The following is a 4,969-nucleotide window of genomic DNA, read 5'->3' as shown; positions in this document are numbered from 1 at the left end:
CTTGTAGGCGGTGGTGAGGCCGGGGGCGTGCTTCTTGAGGGCGGTCGGGGTGAGGGCGGGTCCGGGCGCGCCGCGCGGGGGGGGCCGGGTTTTTATTGCACCCCCCCCCCCCCCCCCCCGCTCCCAGTTGGCGTCGGCTCAGACCCGACGGGCCGTCAGACCTCCACCACCACAGGCAGGATCATCGGGCGGCGCCGGTAGGTGTCCGAGACCCACTTGCCCAGCGTGCGGCGTACGAGCTGCTGGAGCTGGTGGGGCTCGACCACGCCGTCCTGCGCGGAGCGTTCGAGCACCTCCGTGATCCGGGGGACCACGTCAGCGAAGGCGGAGTCCTCGATGCCGGAGCCGCGGGCTTGGATGTGAGGGCCGCCGGTGATCTTCCCGGTGGACGAGTCGATGACGAGGAAGACCGAGATGATGCCCTCGTCGCCGAGGATCTTGCGGTCCTTCAGGGCCGGCTCGCCCACGTCACCGACCGAGAGGCCGTCGACGTAGACGTAGCCCGCCTGGACCTTGCCGGAGATCTTGGCCTTGCCCTCGATGAGGTCGACGGCGACTCCGTCCTCGGCGATGACGATGCGGTCGTGCGGGACGCCGGTCAGTGCGCCCAGCTCGGCGTTGGCGCGCAGGTGGCGCCATTCGCCGTGCACCGGCATGAGGTTCTCCGGGCGGCAGATGTTGTAGAAGTACAGCAGCTCGCCCGCGGAGGCGTGGCCGGAGACGTGGACCTTGGCGTTGCCCTTGTGGACCACGTTGGCGCCCCAGCGGGTGAGGCCGTTGATCACGCGGTAGACCGCGTTCTCGTTGCCGGGGATCAGGGACGACGCGAGGATGACCGTGTCGCCCTGGACGATGCGGATCTGGTGGTCGCGGTTGGCCATGCGGGACAGGGCCGCCATCGGTTCGCCCTGGGAGCCCGTGCAGACCAGGACCACCTCGCTGTCCGGGAGGTCGTCGAGCGTCTTGACGTCGACGACCAGGCCCGGGGGGACCTTCAGGTAGCCCAGGTCACGCGCGATGCCCATATTGCGGACCATGGAGCGGCCGACGAAGGCGACGCGGCGGCCGTACTCGTGCGCCGCGTCCAGGATCTGCTGGATGCGGTGCACATGGCTGGCGAAGCTCGCGACGATGATGCGCTTGCGGGCGCCGGCGAAGACCTGGCGCAGGACGTTGGAGATCTCCCGCTCGGGCGGGACGAAGCCCGGCACCTCGGCGTTCGTCGAGTCCGAGAGGAGGAGGTCGATCCCCTCCTCGCTCAGACGTGCGAACGCGTGGAGGTCCGTGAGACGGCTGTCCAGCGGGAGCTGGTCCATCTTGAAGTCGCCGGTGTGGACCGCCATGCCCGCGGGGGTGCGGATCGCCACGGCCAGCGCGTCCGGGATGGAGTGGTTGACCGCGATGAACTCGCAGTCGAAGGGGCCGATGCGCTCGCGGTGCCCCTCCGCCACCTCCAGCGTGTAGGGGCGGATGCGGTGCTCCTGGAGCTTGGCCTCGATGAGGGCGAGGGTCAGCTTGGAGCCGATCAGCGGGATGTCCGGCTTCTCGCGCAGGAGGAAGGGGACGCCGCCGATGTGGTCCTCGTGACCGTGCGTGAGCACGATGCCCTCGATGTCGTCGAGGCGGTCCCTGATGGACGAGAAGTCCGGCAGGATCAGGTCGATGCCGGGCTGCTCCTCCTCGGGGAAGAGCACGCCGCAGTCGACGATCAGGAGGCGGCCGCCGAATTCGAAGACCGTCATGTTCCGGCCGATTTCGCCGAGGCCGCCGAGCGGAGTGACGCGCAGGCCGCCTTCGGGGAGCGGCGGGGGCGTGCGGAGTTCGGGGTGCGGATGACTCAAAAGACTCTCCTCAACCACGCACGCCACGTACCGGTGGGCACGTGGCGCTCGTGACGTTCGTGCAGAAGCAGTTGTCTGTGTGGGGTGTGCGGGCACCGGTGGCCCGCTTATTCAGTTGTGAAGCAGTTGCGCGGGGATCCGCGCGAAGTCTGATGTCAGAGCTGTACCCCGCCGGCGGCAAGATCGATCTTGAGTTGTTCGATCTCGTCGGGCGCGCACTCGACCATGGGGGCGCGCAGCGGCCCGCTGGGCAGTCCCTGGAGGGCGAGTGCCGCCTTGGTGGTCATCACGCCCTGGGTGCGGAACATGCCCGTGTAGACGGGGAGCAGCTGCTGGTGGATCTCGGTGGCCTTCTGGACGTCGCCCGACGTGTACGCCTCGACGAGGGCGCGCAGCTCGGGGGTGACGACGTGGCCGACGACGGAGACGAAGCCGACCGCGCCGACCGAGAGCAGGGGCAGGTTCAGCATGTCGTCGCCGGAGTACCAGGCGAGGCCGGAGCGGGCGATGGCCCAGCTGGCGCGGCCGAGGTCGCCCTTGGCGTCCTTGTTGGCGACGATCCGCGGGTGCTCGGCGAGGCGGACGAGCGTCTCGGTGTTGATCGGGACGCCGCTGCGGCCGGGGATGTCGTAGAGCATCACCGGGAGGCCGGTGGTGTCGGCGACGGCCGTGAAGTGCCGGTAGAGCCCCTCCTGCGGGGGCTTGTTGTAGTACGGGGTCACGACGAGCAGGCCGTGTGCGCCGGTGCGCTCCGCCGCCCGGGCGAGTTCCATGCTGTGGTGCGTGTCATTGGTGCCGACTCCGGCCACCACGTGCGCGCGGTCGCCGACCGCCTCCAGGACCGCCCGTACGAGATCCGCTTTCTCCGCGTCGCTGGTGGTCGGGGACTCGCCGGTGGTGCCGTTGATGATCAGGCCGTCGTTGCCTGCGTCCACCAGGTGGGCGGCGAGCCGCTGCGCGCCGTCGAGGTCGAGTGCGCCGTCCGCCGTGAAGGGCGTGACCATGGCGGTGAGGACCCGCCCGAAGGGGGTCTGCGGAGTCGAGGTCGGAGCCATGGGTTACACGCTACTCGTTGCTCAGGACCGGGTCTGCCCGCGGGGCAGGTGACAAGTCGCGACAGAGGTGGAGCCCGGCACTGCCTGCTCGGGGGTTCAAGCAGTGCCGGACCCGTTTGATCAGGCTAGATGAACTTCTCTAAATGCCGCAATACGGACACTTCGCGCGGCTGAACCGTACATCTGTACCTGGCCCGGGTGCCGGGGGCGCGTTACGGCGCCACGCGTCCGTTCGCGTTGAAGGCGGCGTACGTGAGCGGCATGAGCCGGGACCACTCGGCTTCCATCTTCTCGCCGACCATCTCGATCTCGCGCTGCGGGAAGGAGGGGACCTTCGCCAGTTCGTGCTGGGTGCGCAGGCCGAGGAAGTGCATCAGCGAGCGGGCGTTGCAGGTGGCGTACATCGAGGAGTACAGGCCGACGGGGAGGACCGCCCGGGCCACCTCGCGGGCGACGCCGGCGGCGAGCATCTCCTGGTAGGCCTCGTACGCCTGCCGGTAGGAGTCCTCCATCACACGGCCGACGAGCTCCTGCTGGGCCTGCGTGCCCTCCACGAAGACGTACTTGCCCGGGCGGCCCTCCTGGACCAGCTTGCGGGACTCGTCCGGGACGTAGAAGACGGGCTGGAGCTCGCGGTAGCGACCGCTCTCCTCGTTGTACGACCAGCCGACGCGGTGCCGCATGAACTCGCGGAAGACGAAGATCGGGGCGCTGATGAGGAAGGTCATCGAGTTGTGCTCGAAGGGGCTGCCGTGCCGGTCCCGCATCAGATAGTTGATCAGGCCCTTGGAACGCTCGGGGTCCTTCTTCAGCTCGTCCAGGGACTGCTCGCCGAGGGTGGAGACGCGGGCGGCGAAGAGGACGTCCGCGTCGGACGCGGTGTGCTTGACCAGCTCGACGGTGACGTCGCTGCGGTAGCCGGGCTTGAGGTCGTCGGCGGGGGTGTCGGTCACGGTTGGCAGGGCCTTCCCATCTCGTCGTGTGGCGACGCCACTCTACGGCCAGGCCAATTCCGTGCGATCGGTGGCGTGCCGCTATGAAGTCGGTGAAACAGGGCACCTCTGAGGGAGTTCGTTCGTCTCTACAGACGAAAGTGATCCGTTCCACCCTTGAAGGAGACGTACCCCTGATGTTCGGTCGGCGTGAACCCGTGCCGTTTGCCTTCCTCGCCGAGGCCGACAGGTTCCGCAGCAATGTCACTCCCCCACCGCGCGAGCGGTCGTCCCTCGGTGAGGTGGCCGGCCGCTGGCTGCTCGGTCTCACCATCGTGGCGGGGCTCGTGGGGTCCCTGGTCATCGGGACTCCCGCGCTGACGCCCGACAAGACGGCTGATCAGCCTCAGCAGTCGCAGGCGTCCGAGAGGCGCTGAACCGCACCGCGCCGGCGGTGACTCCATCCGGCCCCCCGCCAGTGGTGACCGGGGACACAGATCGGTAGCCTCACCGGGCACAGCCCACGCATGGATCGAGTGAGGACCAGCCGTGCCCCTGCCCTTCCTGACGGCCGACCGCGTTTTCGAGGCGACGGACGACGTTCCGTTGCCCTACGCCGACCGTGACCGCTGGCGGCGGCCGTACCGGCCCGGGCCGTGGCGCATCTGCGTTGCGGCGCTCGCGCTGCTGCTCGCCTCGTTCGTGCTGTTCGCGGCGGTCATCATCGCCGCGACGGCCGAACCGACATCGGCCGGGGTCGTGTTCGCCCTCGCGCTGCTCGTCATCGCCGCGGCGCTGCGGCTGCTGCGCATGGGCGTATGGGTCAGCGCCCGCGGGCTGCGGCACGTGGGGTTCCTCACGACGCGTACGGCGTCCTGGGAGCAGGTCGTCTCCGTGCGGACGGTGCAGCAGCCGGTGCGCTGGCTGGGGCTGCCGCGGACCGTGCAGGGGCAGGCGCTGCTGCTCGGGCGCCAGGGCCGCGAAGAGGGCGGTCAGCCGCCCCTGATGACGACGCACAACGCGGACTTCCTGGGCCGCGCGGTCGCCTTCGACCGCGCGGCCGACTCGGTCGAGGCGTGGTGATGTGGGGGTGGGCACTGTTCCGGTCCGGATACCCGGTTTGGGGGGGGTTGACGCCCCG

5 protein-coding genes are annotated in these 4,969 nt (G+C 69.5%); 2 read left to right on the top strand and 3 right to left on the bottom strand.

Features of this window, described 5'->3' with window-relative positions; all coding sequences use genetic code 11:
• Positions 1–155 precede the first annotated feature (155 nt).
• From AB0E85_RS39655 to thyX, 3 genes are all read right to left on the bottom strand, one after another.
• Entirely contained in the window at positions 156–1,841 is a 1,686-nt protein-coding gene (locus AB0E85_RS39655; protein ID WP_361937618.1) for a ribonuclease J, read from the bottom strand.
• A 155-nt stretch (positions 1,842–1,996) separates the two neighbouring features.
• Positions 1,997–2,896: a 4-hydroxy-tetrahydrodipicolinate synthase gene (dapA, locus tag AB0E85_RS39650; RefSeq protein ID WP_361937617.1), complete on the bottom strand. Its 900-nt coding sequence runs from the start codon at positions 2,894–2,896 to the stop codon at positions 1,997–1,999.
• A 212-nt stretch (positions 2,897–3,108) separates the two neighbouring features.
• A complete protein-coding gene (gene thyX, locus AB0E85_RS39645) occupies positions 3,109–3,849 on the bottom strand; it encodes an FAD-dependent thymidylate synthase (protein WP_361937616.1) in 741 nt (246 codons plus the stop codon).
• Positions 3,850–4,025: 176 nt separating this feature from the next.
• On the opposite strand from thyX, the gene AB0E85_RS39640 reads away from it, so the two are divergent.
• Positions 4,026–4,265, top strand: coding sequence for a hypothetical protein (locus AB0E85_RS39640; RefSeq protein ID WP_361937615.1), 240 nt, complete (start codon positions 4,026–4,028; stop codon positions 4,263–4,265).
• Positions 4,266–4,377: 112 nt separating this feature from the next.
• Complete coding sequence (locus tag AB0E85_RS39635; protein WP_361937614.1) at positions 4,378–4,911, top strand: hypothetical protein; 534 nt, start codon at positions 4,378–4,380, stop codon at positions 4,909–4,911.
• The last annotated feature ends 58 nt before the right edge of the window (positions 4,912–4,969 follow it).

The organism is Streptomyces sp. NPDC029044 (assembly GCF_040637495.1).
Taxonomy (GTDB): domain Bacteria; phylum Actinomycetota; class Actinomycetes; order Streptomycetales; family Streptomycetaceae; genus Streptomyces.
This window is presented reverse-complemented; position numbering and strand designations above follow the sequence as displayed.